The following is a 23,311-nucleotide window of genomic DNA, read 5'->3' on the forward strand; positions in this document are numbered from 1 at the left end:
TCGGCGAATCGCGGCCCAATCCCGGGCCGACTCCGCCGGTCAAGCCCGACCGGCGGTCGCACCAAGTCTATGCCGATGGCGCGGTGCGGCGGCAGCCCGGCCGCCCTGGCGGGCCAGGGGCGGCGACGCCGGCAGGTGCGCCGCGTCCCCGACGCCGTCGAGCATCTCCCGGAGCGCGTCGGTCGAGCGCCGCTGCGGAGTCCAGCCGAGGTCGCGGCGGGCCCGCTCGGTCGACATGACGGGCACGTTGGTCGCGATGTCGAGCCATCCCGGGTCGGCCGCCTGCACGCCGAGGACCCATCCCGTCCACATCGCCGCGCGAACGACGGCGCGCGGCACCGGGACCACCGTGCGGGCGCCGATCACCCGGCGGACCTGCTCGGGATCGAGGACGGGCTCGCCCGCGATGTTGAACGCGCCGGGCGCACGGAGCTCGATGATGCGGGCGAGGGCGTCGGCGAGGTCGTCGGCGTGCACGGCCTGCGAGATCACCTCGCGCGGCATCGGCAGGACGGGCGGGCGCAGCCGGCCGATCCAGCGTCGCGGTCGCCGGGCGCCGACGAACAGTCGACCGACCTCGGTGGCCGCGTCGCGCTGGAACACGAGGCCCGGCCGAACCCGGGTGAGCACGACGTCCGGATGGCGCGCCTCGAACTCGTCGAACAGCCGTTCGGTCGCGGCCTTGTGCCGGCTGTAGTGCGAGCTGTGGATGCCGCCGGTCGGCCAGTCCTCGCCGACCCTCGTGGTCTTCGGCCCCGCGCTGTACGCCGCGACGGACGAGACGACCACGACGTGCGGCACGCCCGCCCGCGCGGCCGCCGAGAGCACCTGCCAGGTTCCGTCGACGTTGGTGGCCCGCATGACGGCCTCGCGCCGGTTGGGCTGCAGCAACCACGCGAGGTGGAGGACCGCGTCGGCCCCGGCGAAGGCCCGCTCCAGCTGGAGGGCGGCCTCGGGCTGCGCCACGTCGACGCGGTGCCAGTCGACTCCGTCGTAGGGCGCCGCTCCCTCGTCGGGCGGCCGGCGCACGGCGCCGACCAGCTCGTGGCCGACTCCGTGCAGGCGACGCAGCACGGCGGTCCCCACGTTGCCCGTCGCTCCGACGATGACGATGCGCATCCGGGCCCCCTCCGGTCCCCGGCGACGGTACGCGCCGCCGGGCTCGCAGGGAACGGGCTTGACGCGCGGTCAGGCGCCGGTGCGCAACCGGGCGGCGAGGTCGAGGGCGTCGCCCGCGAGCGCCGCCGAGGAGTCGAGGTCGCGCATCCACAGCGGCACGGAGGTCGCGGCGATGCCGTCGGCTGCGAGCCCGGGCACCGCCGCGGCATCCGCCTCGTCGACGAGCCAGCCGTCGAGCAGGCCGGTCGCCGCCGGGTCGACGTCGGCCGCGCGACGCGCGCCGTAGTGCCGGGCGACGGCCGCGGCATCCGTCTCGACCCCGATGGCCGCGAGGCACGCGTCGGCCATGCCGCGCACCACCCTGCCGCCGATGATCGGGGACACGCCCACGACCGGGGCATCCGTCGCGGCGAGCGCCTCGCGCAGGCCGGGGACGGCGAGGATCGTGCCGATCGACACGACCGGGTTGGACGGGGCGAGCAGCACCACGTCGGCGTCGGCGATCGCCGGCTCGACCCCGGGCGCCGGGCGTGCCGCGGCGAGGTCGCGCTGGACGAACCCCAGGGCGGGGATCGACGCGCGGTGGCGGGTCCACCACTCCTGGAAGTGCAGTTCGCCGCGTCCCTCCGCCTCGGGCAGTTCGGGGTCGATGCGCACGTGCGTGTCGACCTCGGCGTCGGTCGCGGGGATGAGGCGGACGCCGAGCGGCCACCGGCGCTGCAGCCGCTCGCCCACCTGCGACGGCGTGAGGCCCTCGCGGAGCCAGGACGTGCGCGCGAGGTGGGTGCCGAGGTCGAGGTCGCCGAGCGTGAACCACGGCCACCCGACGCCCCACTCGCGCAGCTCGGCCGCGACGCGTTCCGTCTCGCCCGCGCGCCCCCACCCGCGCTCGGCGTCGTTGACGCCCGCGAGCGCGTACAGCAGCGAGTCGAAGTCGGGCATGAGCCGCACGCCCGCGAGCCAGAGGTCGTCGCCGGTGTTGACGACGACGGTGATCTCGGCGGATGTCGCGGGCGTGCCGTCCGCCGCGGCCGGCGTGCCCGGCTCGGCCGGCCACCGCCGGGCGCACTCCTCGCGCAGTCCGCGCACGAAGCGCGCGCCTCCGACCCCGCCCGCGAGCACCGTGACCTTCACCGTTCCACGGTATCGCCGCGCGGTGGTGTCGTCGGGCCCCGGGCCCGCCCGGATGATCGTGCCGGGGGCTCAGGCGTCGCGCACGAGCACGAGCGAGCCCGAGGCGCGACCCGCCCGGAGGTCGCCGACCGCCTCCGGCGCCCGGGCGAACGGATACGGCGTCGCGGTCGGCCGCAGGTCGAGCGCCACCGCCAGGCGCAGGAACTCGTCGCCGTCGGCGCGCGTGTTCGCGGTGACGCTGCGCAGGTCGCGCTCGAGGAACAGGTGCTCGGGGTAGGTCATCGCCGGGATGTCGGTCATGTGGATGCCCGCCAGCACGACCGTCCCGCCTCGCGCCGTCGCGTGCAGGGCGGCCGGGACGAGTCCGCCCGCCGGTGCGAACACGATCGCCGCGTCGAGCGGCTCGGGCGGTTCGGCGACCTCGCCGCCGACGAACTCCGCGCCGAGCTCGCGGGCGAGCGCCCGGTTGCCCTCGCCGCGGGTCATGGCCGAGACCCTGGCGCCCTCGGCCATGGCGAGGCGCGCGGTCAGGTGCGCACTCGAGCCGAACCCGTAGATGCCCAGCCGTCCGCCGGGCGGCAGGTTCGCGCGCCGCAGCGCGCGGTAGCCGATGATCCCCGCGCACAGCAACGGCGCGATCCCGGCCGGATCGGCGTCGCGGGGAAGGGGGTACGCGAACGACTCGGGCACGGTCGCGAGTCCGGCGTAACCGCCGTCCGCATCCCACCCCGTGAAGGTCGCGTCGGGACAGAGGTTCTCGCGGCCCCACCGGCACCAGCGGCACGAGCCGCACGTCGAGCGGAGCCAGGCGATCCCCACGAGGTCGCCCTCACGCGACCGACGCACCCGCGGGCCGAGCCCGACGATCCGGCCGACGACCTGATGGCCCGGCACCACGGGCGAGCGGTGCGGTGCCAGTTCGCCGTCGATGACGTGCAGGTCGGTACGGCACACCCCGCACGCGATCACCTCGACGACGAGCTCGTCCCCGGCCGGCTCCGGCTCGGGCAGCGCCGACGCCGTCAGGTCGCCGTCGCCGACGGTGGTCCAGCCCTCCATGCGGGCCCCCTTCCGCGCGGGTGCGCCCCTCCAGCGTGCGACGGATGCCCGCGCCGCCGCCGGGACCAATGACACTCGCTGCGCGGCATCCGTCGACGCACGCTGGGAGGGTGTACCGCGATCGGCTCGATGCGGCGGCGCAGCTCCTCTCCCGCCTGGAACGGTTCCGCGGCGAACGGGCCGTGGTGCTGGGGCTTCCCCGCGGCGGCGTCCCGGTCGCCGCGGCGGTCGCCGAGGGACTGGGCTTGCCGCTCGACGTGATCGTGGTCCGCAAGCTCGGCATGCCCGCCGAGCCCGAGGTCGCGATGGGGGCGATCGGCGAGGGCGGCGCCAGGCTGGTCGACGCCGAGCTGCTCGGCGCCGCGGGGGTCTCCATCGGCGAGCTCTCCGACGTGGAGCGGCGCGAGCGTGCCGTGCTCGAGCGCCGCGTCGCCCTCCTCCGTCGCGGCGAGCCGCCGCATCCGCTCGTCGGCGTCACCGCGATCGTGGTCGACGACGGCGTGGCGACGGGGGCCACCGCCGAGGTCGCCTGCCGGGTCGCGCGATCGCTCGGCGCCCGTCGCGTGGTGCTCGCCGTTCCGGTCGGGCCCGCGGATGTCGCGGCGCACGTGCCGTCGGCGGGCGAGGTCGTCTGCGCGACCGTGCCGCGCCGGTTCCATGCGGTGGGGCAGGCGTACGGGGACTTCTCGGCGACGAGCGACGACGAGGTCGTGCTGCTGCTCGACGCCGCCCGGCGCCGCATCCGCGGGGAGGCGTGGCGGCCCGCGGCATCCGCTCGCGCTTCTGACGAGCGCGTTCCGCACGGGACCATCGAGCTCCCCGCCGACCTGCGGGTGCCCGATCGGCCGACGGGGTTCGTCGTCTTCGCGCACGGCAGCGGCAGCAGCCGGCGCAGTCCGCGGAACCGGCTCGTCGCCGAGGCGCTCGAACGCGCCGGTCTCGGGACCCTGCTCCTCGACCTGCTCGTGCCGGGCGAGGAGGGCGAGGAGTCGGACCGCGCGAACGTGTTCGACATCCCGCTGCTCGCGTCACGACTGGGAGTGGCGGTCGCGTGGCTGCGCGAGCGGCCGGAGGCCCGTGGACTGCCGGTCGGGTGCTTCGGCGCGAGCACGGGCGGCGGCGCCGCCCTGTGGGCGGCGGCCGAGCCGGGCGTCGACCTCCGTGCGGTCGTCTCGCGCGGGGGACGCCCGGACCTCGCGGGGGAGCGGCTCGGCGACGTGCGCGCGCCGACCCTGCTCATCGTGGGCGGCGCCGACGACCGGGTGCTCGAACTGAACCGCGACGCGCAGCGGCGACTCGCCGCGCCGAGCGAGCTCGCCGTCGTGCCCGGCGCGACCCACCTGTTCGAGGAGGACGGGACGCTCGCCGAGGTCGCGATCCTCGCCCGGGACTGGTTCCTGCGCTGGTTCGACGAAGCGGCGGCGGATGCCACGGCGGACGGGGTCGGCGGAGGCCCGTGACGTGCCTCGTTCCGGGGGCAGTTCAGCGCTTGTGGGGCGCCCGCGGTTCTGGGATCCTGACCGCGACCCGGCCGACGAAGGAGTCCGGCGATGTACTCGGTCCCAGCCCCTCAGTCCCCTCGCGGCCCGAGCGGCCGATCGATCCGCGCGGCCGCCGCGGCCGCAGCACTCGCGCTCCTCTCCGGCGCCGCCGCGATCACCGCGCTGCCGGCCTGGGCGGATGAGGTGGCGCCGACCGTGACCATCGACCAGGGGTCGGGTCAGGCGGATCCGAGCGGCACCTCGCCGATCGTGTTCGATGTGGTGTTCTCGGAGCCGGTGACGGGGTTCGAGACCGGTGATGTGCTGTTGTCGGGGACGGCGGATCCGACGGTCGGTGTGGTGGTGCCGGTGTCGTCGACGGTGTACACGGTCGAGGTCGGCGGGATGTCGCTGTCGGGCACGGTGATCGCGGCGGTGCCGGCGGACGTGGCGGCCGACGGGACGGGGGAACCTGAACGTCGCGTCGACGTCGACGGATGACACCGTGGTCTTCGCGGTCGACGGCACGTCGCCGACCGTGACCATCGACCAGGGATCGGCCCAGCCCGATCCGAGCGGCACCTCGCCGATCGTGTTCGACGTGGTGTTCTCGGAGCCCGTGAACGGGTTCACCGGTGCAGACGTGCAGCTGCGCGGCACCGCGAAGCCCGCCGGTGCGACCGTCGTCGCCCTCTCCGCCACGCAGTACCGGGTGCAGGTGACCGGCATGAGCAAGGGCGGCACGGTGACCGCGAGCATCCCGGCCGGGGCGGTGGTCGACGCGGCAGGCAACCCCAACGTCGCATCGACCTCGACGGACGGCACGGTGACGTTCAACAAGTCGGGCCGACCGGGTCGCCCGTGACATCCGGCCGGGTCGGCCTGCGTGCGAGCGCGGTCGCCCCCGCGTAGCGTGGCGTCATGCCCGACTACGGCCGGCCCCTCGAATTCGGGACGTTCATCACCCCGTCGGCGCTCGACCCGGAGCGGACCGTCGCGCTCGCACTCGCGAGCGAGGAGGCAGGGTACGAGTTCGCGACGTTCCAGGACCACCCGTACCAGCCGCGGTTCCTCGACACGTGGACGCTCATGAGCTGGGTCGGCGCGCGGACGAGCCGCATCCGCATCTCGGCCAACGTGCACAACCTGCTGCTCCGACCGCCTGCGGTCCTCGCCCGTGCGGCGGCATCCCTCGACCTGCTCACCGGGGGGCGCGTGGTGCTCGCGCTCGGCGCCGGCGGCTTCGCGCAGGCCGCCGAGGCGATGGGCGCGCCCGTCCGCACGCCGGCCGAGTCGGGCGACGCGCTGGCCGAGGCGATCACGGTCATCCGCGAACTGCACGACACGGATGCCGCGGGCGGCGTGTTCCTCGACCACCGGTTCCATCCGATCCGGGGCGCCAAGCGCGGGCCGGCGCCCGTGCAGCGGCCGCTGCCGATCTGGCTCGGGGTGCTGAAGCCCAGGGGATTGCGGCTCGTCGGTCGCTCCGCCGACGGATGGCTGCCCTCCTTCGCGCGCCTCGAGGGCGGGACGGAGACGCTCGACGCCGGGAACGCGGTGATCGACTCGGCGGCGACGGCCGCGGGGCGGGACCCCCGTGGCATCCGCCGACTGCTGAACGTCGGACCGCGCGAGGCCCGGCCGGACGTGCTCGCCGACCTCGCGATCCGCCACGGGGTCGACACGTTCATCGTGACCGGCGACGACGAGGCGTTCCTCGGCGACGTCGCGGCTCGCGTCGTGCCCGAGACCCGTGCACTCGTCGCGGATCGTCGCGGGGCCGCCCGAGCGGTCGGGTAGCCGCCGGCGGCCGCGCATCGCGACCCCGGCCGGTCCCGAGACGGCCGTGGGCGGCCTCCTCGGCCCGCGGACGAAGGACCTCCGGCCTCTGGCGTTCGCGGCCCGTCCGCGACACGATGGAGGCACGGATCCGCAGCGGCGCGGGAGGCCTCATGAACGACGCATCCACTCCGACCCACCGGACCATCGCCCTCGTGGGCGGGGCGGGCTCGGGCAAGACCACGCTCGCAGAGGCGCTGCTGCATCGCGCCGGCGTCATCCCGAGGGCGGGCAGCGTCGAGAACGGCACGACCGTCTGCGACCACGAGCCCGAGGAGATCGCCCGGCACACGAGCCTCGGGCTCTCACTCGCCTGCGTCGACTGGACCGGTCCCGACGGGACGCGGTACGCGATCACGCTCGCCGACACCCCGGGGCACCCCGACTTCGTGGGCGGTGTCGACGCGGCGCTCTCGGTCGCGGATGCCGCGGTGGTCGTGGTGAGCGCGGTCGACGGCGTCACCGGGGGCACGCGCGCCGCGTGGGCCGCCGCGGAGGCGGCGGGGGTGCCGCGCGTGGTCGTGGTGACGCAGGAGGACAAGGCGCGCGCCGACTTCCGCCGGGTGCTCGCCGAGCTGCGCGACGCCTTCGGCGACCACCTGTGGGCGCTCGAGCTGCCGCTCGGCGAGGAAGCGGGGTTCCGCGCGATCGCCGACGTGCTGAGCGAGCAGGCCCACGTGTACGACGACACCGGGCACCACCACGACGAACCGCTGCCGCCCGAGGCGGAGGCGGAGGAGCACCGCATGCACGTCGAGGTGACGGAGGACATCGTCTCGCACGACGACGCGCAGCTCGAGTCGTACCTCGAGGGCAACGAGCCGTCGGTCGCCGACCTCGAGCGGACGTTCGCGCGCGAGGTCGCCGCGGGCGAGGCCGTGCCGGTCCTCGTGTGCTCCGGACTCACCGAGACGGGGGTCGACCGGGTCGCGGATCTCCTCTGCGAACTCACGCCCGCCGCCACCGATCGCGACGGGCGCATCCGCGTCGGGGAGGGCACGGGCGGCACCGAGGTGAAGGTCGCACCGAACCCGTCGGGCGAGACCGTCGTGCACGTGTTCCGCACGGTCGCCGATCCGTTCGTCGGCCAGGTGTCCATGCTCAAGGTGCTCTCGGGCACGCTCCGCACCGGCGACAAGCTCCGGAACGCCACGACCGGCGTCGACGAGCGCATCCACGGGCTGTTCCGGCTGCGAGGCAACGAGCACCTGACGGCCGGGACGCTGTCGGCCGGCGAGGTCGGCGCGGTCGCGAAGCTCACCGGGTCGCCGTCGGGGTCGCTGCTGTGGTCGCGTCCCTCCGGCACGGCGCGCCCGGCGGCGCTGCCCGCCCGCCCGCCCGTCTACGCCGTGAGCCTCGACCCGGCGTCGCAGTCCGACGACGAGAAGATGTCGGGCGCGCTCGCACGCCTGGTCGCCGAGGATCCGACCCTCGTGATCGACCGCGCGGGCGACCAGACGGTGCTGCGCGGCCTCGGCGACACGCACCTCGCCGTCGCCGTCGAGCGGCTCGCACGCGTGTTCGGCGTGCACGTGAACACCGGGCGGGCGCCCGTCGCCTACCGCGAGACGATCGCCGGATCCGCGCAGGTGGAGGGCAAGCTCAAGAAGCAGTCGGGCGGGCACGGCCAGTTCGCCGTGGTGCAGCTGCGCGTGTCGCCCCTGCCGCCCGGCAGCGGGTTCGAGTTCGTGGACTCGGTGACCGGCGGCGCGGTCCCGCGGCAGTACATCGGCGCGGTCGAGAAGGGCGCGCGCGACGCGCTCGCGGCCGGGGGACCGCAGGGCCATCCCGTGGTCGACGTGCGCGTCGAGCTGTACGACGGCAAGTCGCACTCGGTGGACTCGTCCGAGATGGCGTTCCGGACCGCGGCATCCATCGGCGTGAAGGCCGCGCTCGCCGAGGCGGGCACGGTGCTGCTCGAGCCCGTGTCGGCCGTGACGGTGACCGTGCCGAACGACCTGCAGGGCGCCGTGCTCACCGACCTGTCGGGGCGGCGCGGGCGCGTGCACGCGACCGAGTCCGCCGACGGTGGGCGGGCCCGCGTGGTGGCGCACGTGCCCGAGGCCGAGCTCGCGCGCTACGTGCTCGACCTGCGCTCGATCACGGCGGGCCAGGCCGAGCTCACCATGGCTCCCGACCACTACGCGAAGGCGCCGAACCACGCCCGCGCGTGATCGCACGCCCGGCGAGTGAGACCGTTCGCGCCGAGTGATGCCGGTGCAACGCCATCACTCGGCGGCAACGGCATCACTCGGCGACAGGGTGCGACGTCAGTAGCCGCCCGCGGCGAGGCGACAGGGTGCGACGTCAGTAGCCGCCCGCGGCGAGATGGCGGGCCGCGCCCGCGAGCGCGTCGGCCACGGATGCCGCATCCTCGCGCACGACGCCGACGGTGACCCGGACGAACTCGCCCTCCGGCCCGCGGCGAGCGCCCGCGACTGCGCCGCCGCCCGCCGACGCCGCCAGGAACGGCGTCCCGCCGGCGACCCGGATCCCCGCCGCGGCGAGCTGCACCAGCGTCGACCGCTCCGAGAGCACGGGCATCCACAGGTTGATGCCGTCGGCGTGCGAAACGGGGACCCCGCGCGACCGCAGCGCGTCGCCGAGCGCACGCTGGCGGGTGTAGTACGCGCGCCGGGCCTCGGCGACGGCGTCGATCGCGGCGCCATCCGTCAGCAGGTCGAGCAGGATCGACTGCAGCAGCCGCGAGGTCCAGCCCGGGCCGAGCATGCGGCGGGCAGCGATGCGGGCCATGAGGTCGCGCGGGCCGCCGACCGCGGCGATGCGCAGGTCCGGGCCGTGCGACTTGGCGAAGCTGCGCACGTGCACGACTCGGTCGGGCAGGTGCGTGCCCAGGGTCACGTCGCCCTCGGTCGAGATGAGCCCCGAGTGGTCGTCCTCGATGACGACGAGGTCGTCGACGCCCTCGGCCGAGCGGATGACGCGGGCCAGCGCCTCGACGCGCGCCGGGGTCATCGACGCTCCCGTCGGGTTCTGCGCGCGCGGCTGCAGCAGCACCGCGCTCGGGCGCCGGCGGAGCGCTGCGGCGAGCCCGTCGGGCGACATCCCGTGCTCGTCGATCGCGACGGGGACGGCCTCGGCGCCGATCAGGTCGAGCAGGTCGAGGAACGGCGGGAAGCCGGGGTGCTCGACGACCACGCGGTCGCCGAAGCGCACGGCCTGGTCGAGCGTGCGCGAGATGGCGTCGAGCGCGCCGTCGACGACGGCGATCGCGTCGGCCTCGCTCGGCCACGAGCGGCGCAGCACCGCGGCGAGCGCCGGCAGCACGGGCTCGTCCTGGTAGCTGCCGACGTCGGCGCGGGCCGAGATGCGCGAGATCGCCGGTCCGAGCGAGGGCAGCAGCAGGGGGTCGGGCGTGCCGCGCGACAGGTCGAGCCGCACCGGATCGTCGGGCGCCGCCATGCCGCGCATGCGCGTCGCCGGTCCGTCGGCGGCGCCGCGCCGCACGAAGCTCCCCGCGCGGCCCCGCGACTCGATGAGCCCGGCGCGCGCGAGCGCCTGCCAGGCCTGGCTGACGGTGGCGGGGCTCACCCCCAGTTCGGAGGCCAGCTCGCGCACCGTCGGCAGGCGCACCCCGCCGCCGAGCTCCCCGCTGTTCACCAGTCGTGCCAGGTCTCCGGCGATGCCGCGAGGCGTCGTGTCGTCGAAGGGGGCGAGCGATCTCAGCTCGGAGACGTCCATGCGAAGAGCAGATCCCACCATTGCCTCCTCACGCAGCACGCGACAGGATGTTTAACCACCACGTCACAGACTGAAACATAAGGGAAATGTTCACGCCGAAGAATAACAGAACGGGTCGCAAGCCCCGTTCGGCACTCGCCGTCGGCCCCCGGCCGACGTCGATCCTCGGCACCACTGCTCGGCGTCGCGGCACGCGAGACAGGCACTAGCTCCACGGCCTGTCCAGCGGGCGGCAACGGCGCCGACCGATTCAGGAGGCAACATGACGATCGTTCGAGCGGCCATCACCCAGACGACCTGGACGGGCGACAAGGAGTCGATGCTCGACAAGCACGAGCAGTTCGCCCGGCAGGCCAAGGAGCAGGGCGCCCAGGTGATCTGCTTCCAAGAGCTGTTCTACGGTCCGTACTTCGGCATCACGGAGGACGTGAAGTACTACGACTACGCCGAGCCCGCCGACGGTCCCATCGTGCAGCGCTTCGCGAAGCTCGCGAAGGAGCTCGGCATGGTCGTGATCCTCCCGATCTACGAGGAGGAGCAGCCCGGCGTCTATTACAACACCGCGGTCGTCGTCGACGCCGACGGCGAGATCCTCGGCAAGTACCGCAAGCACCACATCCCGAACCTCGACAAGTTCTGGGAGAAGTTCTACTTCCGCCCCGGCAACCTCGGCTACCCGGTGTTCAACACCGCCGTCGGCCCGGTGGGCGTCTACATCTGCTACGACCGGCACTTCCCCGAGGGATGGCGCGAGCTCGGCCTCAACGGCGCGCAGATCGTGTTCAACCCCAACGCCACCAAGCCCGCGCTCTCCAACCGCCTGTGGGAGATCGAGCAGCCGGCTGCCGCCGCCGCCAACGGCTACTTCGTCGCCGCGCCCAACCGCGTCGGCAAGGAGGACAACGAGTACGGCGAACTCGCCGTGACCTTCTACGGCAAGAGCCAGTTCGTCGACCCGCGGGGCAACCTCGTCGGCGAGTACGGCTCGGAGGACCATGAGGAGGTCGTCGTCCGCGACCTCGACCTCGACCTCATCCGCGAGGTGCGCAACACCTGGCAGTTCTACCGCGACCGCCGACCCGACTCCTACACGTCCATCCCGAGGCCGTGACGACGAGTCGCGAAGGAGCGAGACATGACGACCACCCTCATCTCCGGCGGCACCGTGGTGAGCGCGACCGGCCGCGTCGAGGCCGACGTGCTCGTCGACGGCGAGCGCATCGTCGCCGTCCTGCAGCCCGGCAGTCCGCTCATGGGCACGGATGTCGCGGCATCCGTCGACCGCGTCGTCGACGCCACCGGGAAGTACGTGATCCCCGGCGGCATCGACGCGCACACGCACATGCAGCTGCCGTTCGGCGGCACCGAGGCATCCGACACCTTCGAGTCGGGCACCCGGGCCGCGGCGCACGGCGGCACGACCTCGATCATCGACTTCGCCGTGCAGACGTACGGCCAGCGCATCGAGGACGGCCTGGCCGCCTGGCACGAGAAGGCCGGCGGCAACTGCGCGATCGACTACGGATTCCACCAGATCGTGGGCGACGTGCACGAGGCGTCCCTCGCGGCCATGCGCAAGCTCCCCGACGAGGGCATCACGAGCTTCAAGATGTTCATGGCCTACCCGGGCGTCTTCTACTCGGACGACGCGCAGATCCTCAAGGCCATGCAGGTCTCGCGCGACACCGGGCTGCTCACGATGATGCACGCCGAGAACGGTCCCGCGATCGACGTGCTCGCGCAGCAGCTCGTCGACCAGGGCAAGACCGACCCGTACTACCACGGCATCGCCCGCGCCTGGGAGATGGAGGAGGAGGCCACGCACCGCGCGATCATGCTCGCGAAGGTCACCGGTGCGCCGCTGTACGTGGTGCACGTCTCGGCGAAGCAGGCGGTCGAGCAGCTCGCGTGGGCGCGCGACCGCGGCCAGAACGTCTACGGCGAGACCTGCCCGCAGTACCTGTACCTCTCGCTGGAGGACCAGCTCGGCGCGAGGAGCGACGAGTGGGGCGCGTTCGAGGGCGCGAAGTGGGTGTGCTCGACGCCGCTCCGCAGCCGCGCCGAGGGCCACCAGGACTCGATGTGGCAGGCGCTGCGCACCAACGACCTGCAGATGGTCTCGACCGATCACTGCCCGTTCTGCATGAAGGACCAGAAGGAGCTCGGGCTCGGCGACTTCCGGAAAATCCCGAACGGCATCGGGTCGATCGAGCACCGGATGGACCTCATGTACCAGGGCGTCGTGACGGGCGAGATCACGCTCGAGCGGTGGGTCGAGCTCACGAGCACGACCCCGGCTCGGATGTTCGGGCTCTACGGCACCAAGGGCGTCATCCAGCCCGGCGCCGACGCCGACATCGTCGTGTACGACCCGAACGGCCACACGTCGATCGGCCTCGAGAAGACCCACCACATGAACATGGACTACTCGGCGTGGGAGGGCTACGAGATCGACGGCAAGGTCGACACGGTCATGAGCCGCGGCAAGGTCGTCGTCGAGAACGACACCTACGTCGGCGCCAAGGGCGACGGGCGCTTCCTCAAGCGCGGACTCAGCCAGTACCTCATCTAAGGAGCGAGATGGAATTCGGAGCGGTCCTGCAGACCAACCCCCCGGCATCGCGGACCATCCAGCTCGCGAAGCTCGCCGAGGTGCACGGCTTCAGCCACGTGTGGACGTTCGACTCGCACATCCTCTGGCAGGAGCCCTACGTCATCTACAGCCAGATCCTCGCGCAGACCCGGCGCATCAAGGTCGGGCCGTTCGTGACGAACCCGGCGACGCGCGACTGGACGGTCACGGCATCCGTCTTCGCGACCCTCAACGAGATGTTCGGCAACCGCACGGTGTGCGGCATCGGCCGCGGCGACTCGGCGGTGCGCGTCACGAACGGCAAGCCGACGACGATGACCGAGCTGCGCGAGTCGATCCACGTGATCCGCGAGCTCGGCAACTCTCGGTCGGTCGAGTACCACGGCGCGAACATCCGGTTCCCGTGGAGCACGGGGTCCGAGCTCGAGGTGTGGGTCGCCGCGTACGGTCCCATGGCGCTCCGCGTCGCGGGCGAGGTGGGCGACGGGTTCATCCTGCAGCTGGCCGACCTCGACATCGCCGAGTGGATGATCAAGACCGTCCGCGACGCCGCCGAGAAGGTCGGCCGCGACCCGATGTCGGTGAAGTTCTGCGTCGCCGCGCCCATGTACATCGGCGACGACTGGTCGCACATGCGCGACCAGTGCCGGTGGTTCGGCGGGATGGTGGGCAACCACGTCGCCGACATCGTCGCCAAGTACGGCGCGCACGGCACGGTGCCCGACGCGCTCACCGACTACATCCGGGGTCGCGAGGGGTACGACTACAACACCCACGGCAGGGCCGAGAACGACCACGTCGACTTCGTGCCGGACGAGATCGTCGAGCGGTTCTGCGTGCTCGGCTCGGCCGACCAGCACATCCGGAAGCTGAAGGCCCTCGCCGAGCTGGGCGTCGACCAGTTCGCCGGCTACCTCCAGCACGACAACAAGGAGGAGACGCTGCGGGTCTACGGCGAGACCGTGATCCCGGCGCTCTCCGAGCACGTCGCGGCGAAGTCATGACCGGCACCGGTGGTCGAGTGGCGAGCCGCGAAGCGCCTCGCGTGTCGAGTCCTGCGGAGACCGAGGCGGAGGCCCCGGTACGCTCGCCGGGACTCGCTGCCCGACCACCGACGAGCCGCTCGCGCCGCGCGGGCCGGACCGCCGCGGTCTGGGCCTGGGGGCTCGCCGGCATCCTCGTGATCGCCCTCCTCTGGGAGGCCTACAAGCTCCTCGCGCCCGACGACGGCGTGGTCATCGGCGACACGCGGGTGCTCCCCCGGTCGACCGACCTCGCCATGCCGCACGTCTGGGACATGCTGTCCCGGCTCGCGGAACCCGTCACGCGCTCGCCGTCGGCGCAGCCGCTCTGGCTCGTGGTGCTCCTCGCGGCGCTCACGACGCTCGGCATCGCCGCAGCCGGATGGCTCGTGGGCGTCGTCGTCGGCATCGGCCTCGCGCTCGTCATGCAGCGCTGGCGGATCGCCGAATGGGGGCTGCTGCCCTGGATCGTGCTCAGCCAGACGGTGCCGCTCATCGCGTTCGCCCCCGTCGTCAAGAGCTGGGGCTCGCGCGTCGAGGTCGGCTCGTTCGAGTGGCAGGACTGGATGTCGGTGGCGCTCATCGCGAGCTACCTCGCGTTCTTCCCGATCGCGATCGGCGCCCTCAAGGGGCTGCAGTCGCCCGACCGGATGCACACGGAGCTCATGCAGTCCTACGCGGCCGGCTACTGGCAGACGCTCGTCAAGCTCCGGTTCCCGGCCGCCGTGCCCTACCTGCTGCCCGCGCTCCGGCTCGGCGCGGCGAACGCGGTCATCGGCGCCGTCGTCGCCGAGGTCTCGACGGGCCTCCAGGGGGGCATCGGCCGCATCCTCATCCAGTTCGCCGGACAGGCCTCCGGCGACCCCGCCAAGGCGTGGGGCCCGATCTTCGGCGCCATCCTGCTCGGCCTCGTCGCCGCCGGCTCGGTCGCGGTGCTCGGCGTGATCCTCAAGAACTACCGACGATCGGAGGAGTCCGCATGACGGACGTGCAGCACTCGGGGTCTCGAGGGCCTCGACCGGCAGGGGAAGTCCGGCCCGCGGCGTCGCCGGCCGCCGTCGAGGTGCGGGCCGTCGACAAGGTGTTCGAGACGCGCACCGGCCAGGTGCACGCGCTCGAGGCCATCGACCTCTCGATCGCGCCGGGCGAGTTCGTCTCGCTCATCGGCCCGAGCGGATGCGGCAAGTCGACGCTCATGCGCCTCGTCGCCGACCTCGACCAGCCGAGCGGCGGCACGCTCACCGTCTTCGGCAAGTCCGCGAAGCAGGCCCGGCTCGACCAGGACTACGGCATCGCGTTCCAGCAGGCGGGCCTCCTGCCGTGGCGCACGGTCGCCGCGAACGTCGCCCTTCCGCTCGAGCTGCACGGGGCGGCATCCGCCGACCGCCGGAGCCGCGTCGCGCACCTGCTCGAGATGGTCGGCCTGTCGGACTTCGCCGACCGCTACCCCGACCAGCTGTCCGGCGGCATGCAGCAGCGCGTGGCGATCGCGCGCGCGCTCGCCGAGCAGCCCCGGCTGCTGCTCATGGACGAGCCGTTCGGCGCACTCGACGAGATGACGCGCGAGAAGATGCAGACCGAGCTCGTGCGCATCTCGGCCGAGACCGGCGCCGCGGTCGTGTTCGTGACGCACTCGATCCCCGAGGCGGTCTTCCTCTCCGACCGCGTCGTCGTGATGTCGCCGCGGCCGGGTCGAATCCAGCAGGTCGTGCCCATGCGCCTCGGCGCCGAGGCCGAGCGGGCCGCCCGGACCGAGGAGCTCCGCGAGGAGCGCGCCTTCTTCGACATGGTCACCGCGGTGCGCGAGGCGCTGCACGGCGGCGCCCCCGCGCCATCCGTGCCCCGCGGGGTGGAGAATCGCTGATGACCGCCACGACCGCCGGACGCCCGAGCCGCATGAGCCCCCGCACCGAGGCGACGCTGCGCATCGTCGCGCCCATCGCGGTCGGGCTGATCGTGCTGGGGCTGTGGCAGTTCCTGGTCAGCGTGGTCGGGGTCTCCGACTACCTGCTGCCGAGCCCCGCGTCGATCATCGAGGAGTTCGTCGAGTTCTGGCCGTCGATCGTCTCCGCGACGATCGTCACCGGCACCAACGCGCTCATCGGCCTCATCGTCGGATCGCTGCTCGGCATCCTGCTCGCGGCCGTCGCCGCGCGCTGGAAGGTCGTCGACCGCATGAGCGCGCCGGTCGTGGCCGCGCTCGCCGTCGTGCCGATCGTCGCCCTCGCCCCCGTGCTCAACTCGATGTTCGGTGCCGACAGCCAGTTCGGCCGGCAGGCGATCGCCGCGCTGGCCTCGTTCGTGCCGGTGTTCATCAACACCCTCCGCGGGTTCCGGCAGACCGCGCCCGTGCACCGGGACCTCATGAAGGCGTACGCCGCGAGCCCGCAGCAGGTGCTGCGCAGCCTCACGCTGCCGACCGCCGTCCCGTTCGTGCTCACCGGCATCCGGATCGCCTCGTCGCTCGCGGTCATCTCCGCCCTCGTCGCCGAGTACTTCGGCGGGCCGCGCGGCGGCCTGGGCGCGCTCATCTCGACGTCGGCCGCGTCGAGCGCCTACGCCCGGGCCTGGGCGTACGTCCTCGCGTCCATCGCGCTCGGCCTGGCGTTCTACCTCGTCACCCTCGGACTCGAACGGCTCGTGCTGCGCCGCGGACCGGCCGGAGGTGCGCGATGACGCGCACCCGGCCGGCCCCGCGGCATCCGCTCGCCCGCACCGCCCACCACGCGGTCCGGCACAGGCGTCCCCGCCCTGCAGGGGATGGCACCACCAGCACCACCGCACGCACCGAGAACCAGGAAGGACCGACATGAAGCACAGCACACGCCGCGGACTCGCGGCCGGAGCGTTCGCCGTCTCGGCGGCACTGCTCCTCTCCGCCTGCGCCGGAGGCGGGGACGACTCGGGCGACGGCGGCGACGCCGGAGGCGGCGGAGGCGGCGACCTCACGCCCGTCAAGCTCCAGCTCCAGTGGCTCCCGCAGGGCCAGTTCGCCGGCTACTTCGCCGCCGTCGAGAACGGCTACTTCGAGGAGGAGGGCCTCGAGGTCGAGATCATCCCGTCCGGCGGCGACATCGTGCCGCAGGACGCGCTCGCCAACGGCGACGTCGACTACGCGATCGCCTGGGTGCCGAAGGTGCTCGGCTCGATCGAGCAGGGCGCCAACCTCACCAACATCGCGCAGATCTTCCAGCGCTCGGGCACGCTCCAGGTGTCGTGGGCGGACTCCGACATCGAGTCGGTGGCCGACTTCGAGGGCAAGAAGATCGGCTCGTGGGGCTTCGGCAACGAGTGGGAGATCTTCGCCGCCATGGCCGCCGAGGGACTCGACTCCTCGACCGTCGAGATCATCACGCAGGACTTCAACATGAACGCGTTCCTGCAGGGCGACATCGACGCGGCCCAGGCGATGACCTACAACGAGTACGCGCAGCTGCTCGAGACGGTCGACCCCGACACCGGCGAGCTCTACACCGAGGACGACTTCAACGTCATCAGCTACCAGGACACCGTCGGCGCCATGCTGCAGGACGCGATCTGGGCCGACACGGAGCGTCTCGAGAGCGACGAGGAGTACCAGGAGACGACGGTCGCGTTCCTCAAGGCCGTCATCAAGGGCTGGGCGTTCGTGCGCGACAATCCCGAGGAGGCATCCGAGATCACCATCGCGGCCGGCTCCGGCTGGGGCCCGAGCCACGAGCTGTGGATGGTCAACGAGACCAACAAGCTCATCTGGCCGGCCGAGAACGGCATCGGCGTGATCGACGAGGAGGCCTGGAACCAGACCGTCGAGGGCGCGCTGTCGGCCGTGAACGAGTCGGGTGCGAGCCCCATCACCGAGGAGCCGCCCGCATCCGCGTGGACGAACGAGTACATCGAGCAGGCCATCGTGGAGCTCGGCGACGAGGTCGACACCACGGGCGAGTCCTTCGAGCCCATCGAGGTCACCCTCAACGAGGGCGGCAACTAGCAGGAGCATCCGGTGGTCGAGTAGCGAGCGCAGCGAGCGCATCGAGACCCGGGTCTCGACACGGGCCTACTCGACCACCGGACCGACACGGAAGGGCAGCGACGCCATGACCGACAACCTCACCGAAGGGCTCGACCAGCTCGCCCGCGAGCTCGACGCCGGGCACGTGTTCCACTCGTGGTCGGCGCAGGGCAGCCCGCCGCAGCTCGTCATCGCGAGCGGTCGCGGCACGACCGTCTGGGACCACGCGGGCCGGGAGTACCTCGACTTCTCGAGCCAGCTCGTGAACGTCAACATCGGCCACCAGCATCCGGCCGTCGTGCAGGCGATCACGGAGCAGGCGGGACTGCTCGCCACGGTCGCGCCCTCGGCCGTGAACCTGGCGCGCGGCGAGGCGGCCAAGCGCGTCGTCGCCCGCGCCCCCGAGGGGCACTCCAAGGTCTTCTTCACGAACGGCGGCGCCGACGCCAACGAGAACGCGATCCGGATGGCGCGGCTGCACACCGGCCGCGACACGGTCCTGTCGACGTACCGCTCGTACCACGGCAACACGGGCGCCGCGATCGTCGCGACGGGCGACTGGCGTCGCGTGCCGAACAACTTCGCGCGCGGGCACGTGCACTTCTTCGGCCCGTACCTCTACCGCTCGGAGTTCTGGGCGACGACGCCCGAGGAGGAGTCGGAGCGCGCCCTGCGGCACCTGCGCCGCGTGATCGAGGCGGAGGGGCCGGCGTCGATCGCCGCGGTCCTCATCGAGACGGTGCCGGGCACCGCGGGCGTGCTCATCCCGCCGCCCGGGTACCTCGCCGGCGTGCGCGAGCTGTGCGATCGGCACGGCATCGTGCTCATCCTCGACGAGGTCATGGCGGGCTTCGGCCGCACCGGACGCTGGTTCGCGTTCGACGGATACGACGTGACGCCCGACCTCATCACCTTCGCCAAGGGCGTGAACTCGGGCTATGTGCCCGCGGGCGGCGTCGTCATCAGCGACGAGATCGCGGCCGACTTCGACGAGCGCGTCTTCCCCGGCGGACTGACGTACTCGGGCCACCCGCTCGCGATGGCGTCGATCGTCGCCGCGCTCGACGCGATGGAGTCCGAGGGCATCGTCGACCACGCCCGCGAGGTCGGCGCCGAGGCCATCGCACCCGCGCTGTCGGAGCTGGCCGAGAAGCATCGCGTCATCGGCGAGGTCCGCGGCGAGGGCGTGTTCTGGGCGATGGAGCTCGTGGCCGATCCCGAGACGCGCGAGCCCCTTCCCGCCGCCGAGATGGGGCGCATCAAGGGGGCGCTCGTCGAGCGCGGTCTGCTGCCCTTCATCGCCGACAACCGCATCCACGTGGTGCCGCCGTGCGTCGTCACCGCCGACGAGGTCGCGCAGGCGGCCGCGATCTACGACGAGGTGCTCGGCACCGTCGCCGTGTGAGGCGGATGCCGCGGCATCCGTTGACCCACCCACCCTGCGAAGACCCGGACACTCGACCGAGAGGAACGAGACCATGACCGACACGACCACCGACCAGGCCACGCGCGACGGCGCGCCCGCCGCCGAGGTGCTCGACCACTGGATCGACGGCGCCCCCGCCGCCGGCGCGTCCGAGCGCACCGGGCCCGTCTACGACCCGGCTCGCGGCGTCGTGCAGCGCGAGGTGCGCTACGCGACCGCCGACGACGTGGATGCCGCGGTGCAGGCCGCCGCACGCGCGTTCCCGATGTGGCGCGACACCTCCATCGCGAAGCGCCAGCAGGTGATGTTCAAGTTCCGCGAGCTGCTCGCCGCGCGCTCGACCGAGCTCGCCGCGATCCTCACGAGCGAGCACGGCAAGGTCACCTCCGACGCGCTCGGCGAGATCGCGCGCGGCCTCGAGGTCGTCGAGCTCGCGTGCGCGATGCCCGAGTACACCAAGGGCGAGTACTCCGAGAACGCCTCGTCGGGCGTCGACGTCTACACCGTGCGCCAGCCGCTCGGCGTCGTCGGCATCATCAGCCCGTTCAACTTCCCGGCCATGGTGCCGCTGTGGTTCTTCCCGCTCGCGGTCGCGACGGGCAACACGGTCGTGCTGAAGCCCTCCGAGAAGGACCCGTCGGCGTCCGTGTGGCTCGCGCGCCTGCTGCAGGAGGCCGGCCTGCCCGACGGCGTGTTCAACGTCGTGCACGGCGACAAGGTCGCGGTCGACGCGCTGCTCGAGCACCCGACGGTGCGGGCGATCTCGTTCGTCGGGTCGACGCCCATCGCGAAGTACATCTACGAGCACGGCACGGCCGCCGGCAAGCGCGTGCAGGCCCTGGGCGGGGCGAAGAACCACATGCTGGTGCTGCCCGACGCCGACCTCGACCTGGCCGCGGATGCCGCGGTGAACGCGGGGTTCGGCTCGTCGGGCGAGCGCTGCATGGCCATCTCGGTCGTGCTCGCGGTCGACACGGTGGCCGACGCGTTCGTCGACAAGGTGCGCGAGCGGATGGCGACGCTCACCGTGGGCGACGGCACGCGCGGCACCGACATGGGTCCGCTCATCACGCGCGAGCACCGCGACAAGGTCGCCGGGTACGTCGACACCGCCCGCACGGACGGCGCCGAGGTCGTCGTCGACGGGCGCGAGCACCGCATCGACGGCGAGGCCGACGGCTTCTGGATGGGGCCGACCCTGTTCGACAAGGTGCCCGTCTCGTCGTCCGTGTACCGCGACGAGATCTTCGGACCCGTGCTCTCGGTCGTGCGCGTCGAGGGCTACGAGGACGGCCTGCGGATCATCAACGACTCCCGCTACGGCAACGGCACGGCCATCTTCACCAACGACGGCGGCGCCGCGCGTCGCTTCCAGCGCGAGGTGACGGTGGGCATGGTCGGCATCAACGTGCCGATCCCCGTACCGGTCGGCTACCACTCGTTCGGCGGATGGAAGGACTCCCTGTTCGGCCACGCGAAGGCGTACGGCCCGCGCGGGTTCGACTTCTACACGCAGGAGAAGGCGATCACGTCGCGCTGGCTCGATCCGAGCCACGGGGGGCTGAACCTGGGCTTCCCGCAGCACGACTGACCCGCTGGAGTCCCGTTTCCGCGATGGAGTCGCGGTTGTTCCGGCCCTCCACCGCAGAAGCGGTACTCGGTCGCGCCGGCGCGCGGCGCGCGGCGCGCGGCGCGCGGCGGCCGGGGCGGTCAGGCGAGCGCGTCGCGCACCATGCGGAGGGCGGCGAGCACGGTCTGCTCGACGACGGCCGACGGGTCGCCGTCGAACCGCCACGCGGCATCCGTCACGCCCTCCGCGGTACGGACCGCGGCGTAGACGGTGCCCGGCGGCAGGCCCTCCTCGGGGTCCGGGCCGCCCACGCCCGTCACGGCCACGACCACATCCGCCCCGAGCACGTCGGCCGCGCCCGTCGCGAGCTCGCGCGCGCACTGCGGCGTCAGCACAGACTCGGCCGTCACGCCGAGCACCTCCCGCTTGACCCGTTCGGCGTAGGCGACGACGCCCCCCGCGAACCACTCGGACGCCTGCTCGCCGCGCCCCAACGCGCTCGCGATCGCGCCCGAGGTGAGGGACTCGGCTGCGGCGACCGTGGCGGACCGGTCGCGCGCGAGCCGGCCGATCTCGTCGGTCAGGGACTGGAGGTCGTCGTCGGTCATGGGCCCATCGTGCCCGGCGGATGCCGCGCCGTCAGCGGGTTGACGGGCCGGCCGCTTCAGTGCCTGCCGGTCGACGCCGCGAACGCGGCGACCGCGCGGCGCGCGTACGGCGTCTCGATGGCGGCGCCGATCGTCCGCGCCTCGTCGTCCAGCGCGTCCTGGAACGGGCGCCCGAGCCCCGAGTGCATGAGCCGCTTGGTCTGGCCGAAGGCGGCCGTGGGGCCCGTGAGCCAGGCGGATGCGACGGCGCGGGCCCGCGCGTCGAGCTCGTCGGGCGCGACGACCTCGGCGACGAGGCCCCACTCGAGCGCCTCGGCGGCGGTCAGGGTCCGCGAGGTGAGCGTGAGCTCGAGGGCGCGGCGGACGCCGACGGCCTCGGGCAGGAGGGTGCTGACGCCGCAGTCGGGCGTGAGCCCGATGTCGGAGTAGCGGCTCGCGAAGGTCGCGCGATCGGAGGCGATGACGAGGTCGGCGACGAGCATGAACCCGAGCCCGCCGCCCGCGACGGGCCCCTGCACGGCGGCGACGACGGGCTTGGTGCTCTCGCGGAGGACCCGATGCCCGTCGTGGATCCGGTCGGCGAGGTGCCGCACGATCGCGCCGGCGGCCTCGTCGCCGCTGCCGGCGAGCTCGGACATCGCCACGACGTCGCCGCCGGCGCAGAACGCGCGGCCGTTGGCGTCGAACAGCACGGCGCCGATGTCGTCGCGCTCGACGATCTCGTGAGCCAGTCGCTGCCAACGCGCGATCGCGTCGGGGTCGACGGCGTTGAGCCGGGCGGGCCGGTTGAGCGTGAGGTGCGCCAGGCCGTCGCGCACGTCGAAGAGGATCACGTCGTCGGGCATCCTCGGATGCTACGCCACGCGTGTCGTATGCCGCTCCTAGTATGCGAGCGTGCTGACCGAGACGCTCCACCGCGCCGCCGTCGACCTCGGTCGCCGGCTGGGCACGCGCGTGCCGCTCGGCCTGGCCGAGGTCGCGGTCCGCGAGACGGTCGCCCGTGCGGCGACCGTGGCTGCGCCGCGCATCGTGGCCGACGCCGGGCCGCCGCGAGCGCGCACCTGGTGGTGGTGGATCGGGTACGGCGGCGCCTGGGTCGTGGCGTTCGGCGCGACGCTGTCCCTGGCCGAGCGGCCGGGATTCCCCGTGCCCCTCGCGGCGGGCCCGATCGCGTTCGCGGCCCTGCTGGCGCTCGCGGCCGGCGTGCTCGCGATCGTCCAGCGCTGGGTGCGCGAGTCGCACGCCGAGCGGGCCGCGCTGCTCGCACGGGCCGTGGTCGCCGTCGCGACTCGGGCGGGGGTCGACGAGGCGGTGCTCCCCGGGCGCTCGGAGCCCGTGTGGCCGCTCCCGGTGGCCTGGCCGCGGCCCGGCCCCCAGCCCTACGGCGTCTCGCACCGGGGGGCCGAGCTGCTCGTGGCCGACTGGATGCGGCACCTCGGCGCGACGGACGCCGAGGCGACCCGCTTCACCGGCGACGGCGGCGTCGACGTGGCGAGCGCGCACTGGATCGCCCAGGTCAAGAACCTGGCGGAGCGCACGACCGTCCCCGTGGCGCAGGTGCGCGAGCTCGCCGGCGTCGCGGCGCACGACGGCCGTCGTGCCCTGTTCTTCACCTCGGGCGCGTACTCTCCCGGCGGCGTGGCCTTCGCCGACCGTGCCGGACTCGCCCTCTTCGAGTACCACGCCGAGGGTGGGGCGCTCCGTGCGGCCAACGCGCACGCGCGGCTGATGGTCACCGAAGGTCTGCGGCCGCCCGCGTGAGTCCGG

Annotated in this window: 21 protein-coding genes; 15 read left to right on the forward strand and 6 right to left on the reverse strand. The window is 73.2% G+C overall.

The genetic code is table 11. From position 1 onward, the window contains the following. Positions 1-39 precede the first annotated feature (39 nt). The 3 genes from WBQ80_RS08385 to WBQ80_RS08395 all read right to left on the reverse strand — a co-directional run bounded on the left by WBQ80_RS08385 (position 40) and on the right by WBQ80_RS08395 (position 3,312). Entirely contained in the window at positions 40-1,119 is a 1,080-nt protein-coding gene (locus WBQ80_RS08385) for an NAD-dependent epimerase/dehydratase family protein (protein WP_336571691.1), read from the reverse strand. 69 nt (positions 1,120-1,188) lie between these two features. Next, the gene (gene cofD / locus WBQ80_RS08390) at positions 1,189-2,253 is read right to left on the reverse strand and encodes a 2-phospho-L-lactate transferase (RefSeq protein WP_336571690.1); all 1,065 of its coding nucleotides are present in this window, start codon (positions 2,251-2,253) and stop codon (positions 1,189-1,191) included. 69 nt (positions 2,254-2,322) lie between these two features. Beyond that, the gene (locus WBQ80_RS08395; protein ID WP_336571689.1) at positions 2,323-3,312 is read right to left on the reverse strand and encodes a zinc-dependent alcohol dehydrogenase family protein; all 990 of its coding nucleotides are present in this window, start codon (positions 3,310-3,312) and stop codon (positions 2,323-2,325) included. 110 nt (positions 3,313-3,422) lie between these two features. Here WBQ80_RS08395 and WBQ80_RS08400 point away from each other — a divergent pair, with 110 nt between their 5' ends. From WBQ80_RS08400 to WBQ80_RS08420, 5 genes are all read left to right on the forward strand, one after another. Beyond that, a complete protein-coding gene (locus WBQ80_RS08400; protein WP_336571688.1) occupies positions 3,423-4,772 on the forward strand; it encodes a phosphoribosyltransferase family protein in 1,350 nt (449 codons plus the stop codon). Positions 4,773-5,009: 237 nt separating this feature from the next. Continuing rightward, positions 5,010-5,294, forward strand: coding sequence for a hypothetical protein (locus tag WBQ80_RS08405; protein WP_337282519.1), 285 nt, complete (start codon positions 5,010-5,012; stop codon positions 5,292-5,294). Between the two features lie 4 nt (positions 5,295-5,298). Continuing rightward, the gene (locus WBQ80_RS08410; RefSeq protein WP_337282520.1) at positions 5,299-5,658 is read left to right on the forward strand and encodes an Ig-like domain-containing protein; all 360 of its coding nucleotides are present in this window, start codon (positions 5,299-5,301) and stop codon (positions 5,656-5,658) included. A 56-nt stretch (positions 5,659-5,714) separates the two neighbouring features. Then, positions 5,715-6,593, forward strand: coding sequence for an LLM class flavin-dependent oxidoreductase (locus tag WBQ80_RS08415; protein ID WP_336571686.1), 879 nt, complete (start codon positions 5,715-5,717; stop codon positions 6,591-6,593). Between the two features lie 152 nt (positions 6,594-6,745). Beyond that, positions 6,746-8,806 carry an elongation factor G gene (locus WBQ80_RS08420; RefSeq protein ID WP_336571685.1) on the forward strand — a complete coding sequence of 687 codons (2,061 nt, stop codon included), beginning with the start codon at positions 6,746-6,748 and terminating at the stop codon, positions 8,804-8,806. A gap of 133 nt (positions 8,807-8,939) precedes the next feature. Here the strand turns inward: WBQ80_RS08420 and WBQ80_RS08425 are convergent, their stop codons facing one another. Beyond that, entirely contained in the window at positions 8,940-10,334 is a 1,395-nt protein-coding gene (locus WBQ80_RS08425; RefSeq protein WP_336571684.1) for an aminotransferase class I/II-fold pyridoxal phosphate-dependent enzyme, read from the reverse strand. 262 nt (positions 10,335-10,596) lie between these two features. Here WBQ80_RS08425 and WBQ80_RS08430 point away from each other — a divergent pair, with 262 nt between their 5' ends. From WBQ80_RS08430 to WBQ80_RS08470, 9 genes are all read left to right on the forward strand, one after another. Beyond that, the gene (locus tag WBQ80_RS08430; RefSeq protein ID WP_336571683.1) at positions 10,597-11,445 is read left to right on the forward strand and encodes a nitrilase-related carbon-nitrogen hydrolase; all 849 of its coding nucleotides are present in this window, start codon (positions 10,597-10,599) and stop codon (positions 11,443-11,445) included. Between the two features lie 24 nt (positions 11,446-11,469). After that, the gene (hydA, locus tag WBQ80_RS08435) at positions 11,470-12,906 is read left to right on the forward strand and encodes a dihydropyrimidinase (protein WP_336571682.1); all 1,437 of its coding nucleotides are present in this window, start codon (positions 11,470-11,472) and stop codon (positions 12,904-12,906) included. An 8-nt stretch (positions 12,907-12,914) separates the two neighbouring features. Then, positions 12,915-13,931, forward strand: a complete 1,017-nt coding sequence (locus tag WBQ80_RS08440; RefSeq protein WP_336571681.1) for a TIGR03842 family LLM class F420-dependent oxidoreductase — start codon at positions 12,915-12,917, stop codon at positions 13,929-13,931. Further along, positions 13,928-14,932 carry an ABC transporter permease gene (locus tag WBQ80_RS08445; RefSeq protein ID WP_442892690.1) on the forward strand — a complete coding sequence of 335 codons (1,005 nt, stop codon included), beginning with the start codon at positions 13,928-13,930 and terminating at the stop codon, positions 14,930-14,932. The genes WBQ80_RS08440 and WBQ80_RS08445 overlap by 4 nt, the downstream gene beginning before the upstream one ends. Beyond that, positions 14,929-15,813: an ABC transporter ATP-binding protein gene (locus WBQ80_RS08450; RefSeq protein ID WP_336571680.1), complete on the forward strand. Its 885-nt coding sequence runs from the start codon at positions 14,929-14,931 to the stop codon at positions 15,811-15,813. Before WBQ80_RS08445 ends, WBQ80_RS08450 begins: the two co-directional genes overlap by 4 nt. After that, complete coding sequence (locus tag WBQ80_RS08455) at positions 15,813-16,625, forward strand: ABC transporter permease (RefSeq protein WP_336571679.1); 813 nt, start codon at positions 15,813-15,815, stop codon at positions 16,623-16,625. Before WBQ80_RS08450 ends, WBQ80_RS08455 begins: the two co-directional genes overlap by 1 nt. 133 nt (positions 16,626-16,758) lie before the next feature. After that, positions 16,759-17,919: an ABC transporter substrate-binding protein gene (locus tag WBQ80_RS08460; RefSeq protein ID WP_336571678.1), complete on the forward strand. Its 1,161-nt coding sequence runs from the start codon at positions 16,759-16,761 to the stop codon at positions 17,917-17,919. Between the two features lie 106 nt (positions 17,920-18,025). Next, positions 18,026-19,345 (forward strand): aspartate aminotransferase family protein, encoded by a 1,320-nt coding sequence (locus WBQ80_RS08465; protein ID WP_336571677.1) that lies wholly within the window; start codon positions 18,026-18,028, stop codon positions 19,343-19,345. A gap of 73 nt (positions 19,346-19,418) precedes the next feature. Further along, the gene (locus tag WBQ80_RS08470) at positions 19,419-20,957 is read left to right on the forward strand and encodes a CoA-acylating methylmalonate-semialdehyde dehydrogenase (RefSeq protein WP_336571676.1); all 1,539 of its coding nucleotides are present in this window, start codon (positions 19,419-19,421) and stop codon (positions 20,955-20,957) included. 119 nt (positions 20,958-21,076) lie between these two features. Here WBQ80_RS08470 and WBQ80_RS08475 read toward each other — a convergent pair whose 3' ends face one another. Together WBQ80_RS08475 and WBQ80_RS08480 are read right to left on the reverse strand one after the other, a co-directional pair. Further along, positions 21,077-21,544, reverse strand: a complete 468-nt coding sequence (locus tag WBQ80_RS08475; RefSeq protein WP_336571675.1) for a CinA family protein — start codon at positions 21,542-21,544, stop codon at positions 21,077-21,079. Positions 21,545-21,600: 56 nt separating this feature from the next. After that, positions 21,601-22,389: an enoyl-CoA hydratase/isomerase family protein gene (locus tag WBQ80_RS08480; protein WP_336571674.1), complete on the reverse strand. Its 789-nt coding sequence runs from the start codon at positions 22,387-22,389 to the stop codon at positions 21,601-21,603. Positions 22,390-22,438: 49 nt separating this feature from the next. On the opposite strand from WBQ80_RS08480, the gene WBQ80_RS08485 reads away from it, so the two are divergent. Then, positions 22,439-23,305, forward strand: a complete 867-nt coding sequence (locus WBQ80_RS08485; RefSeq protein ID WP_336571673.1) for a restriction endonuclease — start codon at positions 22,439-22,441, stop codon at positions 23,303-23,305. Positions 23,306-23,311 lie beyond the last annotated feature (6 nt).

The sequence above is a fragment of the Agromyces sp. CCNWLW213 genome, from assembly GCF_037199545.1.
Taxonomy (GTDB): Bacteria; Actinomycetota; Actinomycetes; order Actinomycetales; family Microbacteriaceae; genus Agromyces.

Excerpts from the sequence above, each read along its gene's own strand:
- WBQ80_RS08385 (WP_336571691.1), bottom strand. The coding sequence starts at position 1,119 with ATGCGCATCGTCATCGTCGGAGCGACGGGCAACGTGGGGACCGCCGTG.
- WBQ80_RS08395 (WP_336571689.1), bottom strand. The coding sequence starts at position 3,312 with ATGGAGGGCTGGACCACCGTCGGCGACGGCGACCTGACGGCGTCGGCG.
- WBQ80_RS08415 (WP_336571686.1), top strand. The coding sequence starts at position 5,715 with ATGCCCGACTACGGCCGGCCCCTCGAATTCGGGACGTTCATCACCCCG.
- WBQ80_RS08420 (WP_336571685.1), top strand. The coding sequence starts at position 6,746 with ATGAACGACGCATCCACTCCGACCCACCGGACCATCGCCCTCGTGGGC.
- WBQ80_RS08425 (WP_336571684.1), bottom strand. The coding sequence starts at position 10,334 with ATGGACGTCTCCGAGCTGAGATCGCTCGCCCCCTTCGACGACACGACG.
- WBQ80_RS08430 (WP_336571683.1), top strand. The coding sequence starts at position 10,597 with ATGACGATCGTTCGAGCGGCCATCACCCAGACGACCTGGACGGGCGAC.
- hydA (WP_336571682.1), top strand. The coding sequence starts at position 11,470 with ATGACGACCACCCTCATCTCCGGCGGCACCGTGGTGAGCGCGACCGGC.
- WBQ80_RS08440 (WP_336571681.1), top strand. The coding sequence starts at position 12,915 with ATGGAATTCGGAGCGGTCCTGCAGACCAACCCCCCGGCATCGCGGACC.
- WBQ80_RS08445 (WP_442892690.1), top strand. The coding sequence starts at position 13,928 with ATGACCGGCACCGGTGGTCGAGTGGCGAGCCGCGAAGCGCCTCGCGTG.
- WBQ80_RS08450 (WP_336571680.1), top strand. The coding sequence starts at position 14,929 with ATGACGGACGTGCAGCACTCGGGGTCTCGAGGGCCTCGACCGGCAGGG.
- WBQ80_RS08455 (WP_336571679.1), top strand. The coding sequence starts at position 15,813 with ATGACCGCCACGACCGCCGGACGCCCGAGCCGCATGAGCCCCCGCACC.
- WBQ80_RS08460 (WP_336571678.1), top strand. The coding sequence starts at position 16,759 with ATGAAGCACAGCACACGCCGCGGACTCGCGGCCGGAGCGTTCGCCGTC.
- WBQ80_RS08465 (WP_336571677.1), top strand. The coding sequence starts at position 18,026 with ATGACCGACAACCTCACCGAAGGGCTCGACCAGCTCGCCCGCGAGCTC.
- WBQ80_RS08470 (WP_336571676.1), top strand. The coding sequence starts at position 19,419 with ATGACCGACACGACCACCGACCAGGCCACGCGCGACGGCGCGCCCGCC.
- WBQ80_RS08475 (WP_336571675.1), bottom strand. The coding sequence starts at position 21,544 with ATGACCGACGACGACCTCCAGTCCCTGACCGACGAGATCGGCCGGCTC.
- WBQ80_RS08480 (WP_336571674.1), bottom strand. The coding sequence starts at position 22,389 with ATGCCCGACGACGTGATCCTCTTCGACGTGCGCGACGGCCTGGCGCAC.